General features: G+C 39.6%; 1 protein-coding gene. It reads left to right on the top strand.

What is annotated here, in order from left to right; all coding sequences use genetic code 11:
- Positions 1–1,162 (top strand): RNA-guided endonuclease InsQ/TnpB family protein (locus FC37_RS05580; RefSeq protein WP_236697286.1); only part of this gene is annotated, 1,162 nt, incomplete at its 5' end.
- Positions 1,163–1,211: the final 49 nt, after the last annotated feature.

The following is a 1,211-nucleotide window of genomic DNA, read 5'->3' as shown; positions in this document are numbered from 1 at the left end:
TAGACAATATCAAGCAATGCCTTTTGCCTTTTCTATTCTTAATAATTATGAGACTAGGTTGGCAGAAGAAGTAGTCACTAATAGCGAACTATTGGATAAGCCAAGGAATATTCGTGATACTTATAGCTTTTTGCGTGTTAAAGAAATTGATAGCCTCGCTATTGCCAACGCCATTCAAAACTATCAGAAAGCTTGGAACAACTATCGCAAGATTGGTCATGGAATTCCGATTTTTCACAAAAAACGCAGCGACTGGTCATATCAGACCAACTGTCAATATCCTAAGCAGTCAGAAGCCTATCTTGATAACGGGACAGCTAGGTTTATTGATGCTAAACATATTAAATTGCCTAAGCTGGGAATTGTCCGCATTGCTGGTTTTAGAAAACTGATTAAAGAGCGCTTGCTTAAGCAGATTCCAACTAGAATTGGCACAGTCACGATAAAAAAGACCGCTGATGACCAATTCTACCTGTCTATGCAGTTAGGCAGCGATACTGCTTTTGTTAAGGAATTACCTAAAACACAAAGTCAAATTGGCATTGACCTCAATTTAGATAACTTCCTAACAGCATCTAACGGAGCAATGGTCGCTAATCCACGATTTTATCGCAAAACCAAAAAGAAGCTGGCCCATGCCCAACGTGTCTTGTCTCGCAGGCAGCGCCGGGCAAAAAAAGAAGGACGCAATTTGTGGCTAGCAAAAAACTATCAAAAACAGCGTCTAATAGTCGCTAAACTGCACGATAAGATCAGAAGACAGCGTAATAACTTTTTACAAGTACTCTCAACTACACTAATCAAAAACCACGATTTAGTAGTTGCCGAGGAATTAAGAAACAGAAACCTGTTAAAGAATTATGCCTTGTCGCAATCAATTTCTGATGTCGGCTGGCGTAGTTTCCTGAATATGCTGGCTTATAAGGCAGATCTATATGGTAAAGAATTTCTAACAATTGATCCTAAATATACTACTCAACGCTGTCATGCTTGTGGCAGTATTATGGGCCAAAATGGTTATAAGAAATTAACCCTTAAGGATCGGGAGTGGACTTGTCCAATTTGTCGAATGCCCCATATTCGTGATTGGAATGCGGCCGTGAACATCTTAGAAAAAGGATTAAGCAAGTGGCAAAATCCTAAAATAAAAAAAGCAGCCTAGAAAGGCTGCAGTCCGTTAGCAACTCACGGACTTAAAAGGCTTTGGTAAA

The organism is Lactobacillus gallinarum DSM 10532 = JCM 2011 (assembly GCF_001434975.1).
Lineage (GTDB): Bacteria > Bacillota > Bacilli > Lactobacillales > Lactobacillaceae > Lactobacillus > Lactobacillus gallinarum.
The sequence above is the reverse complement of the archived record's forward strand: the minus strand, read 5'-3'. Positions and strand labels throughout refer to the sequence as shown.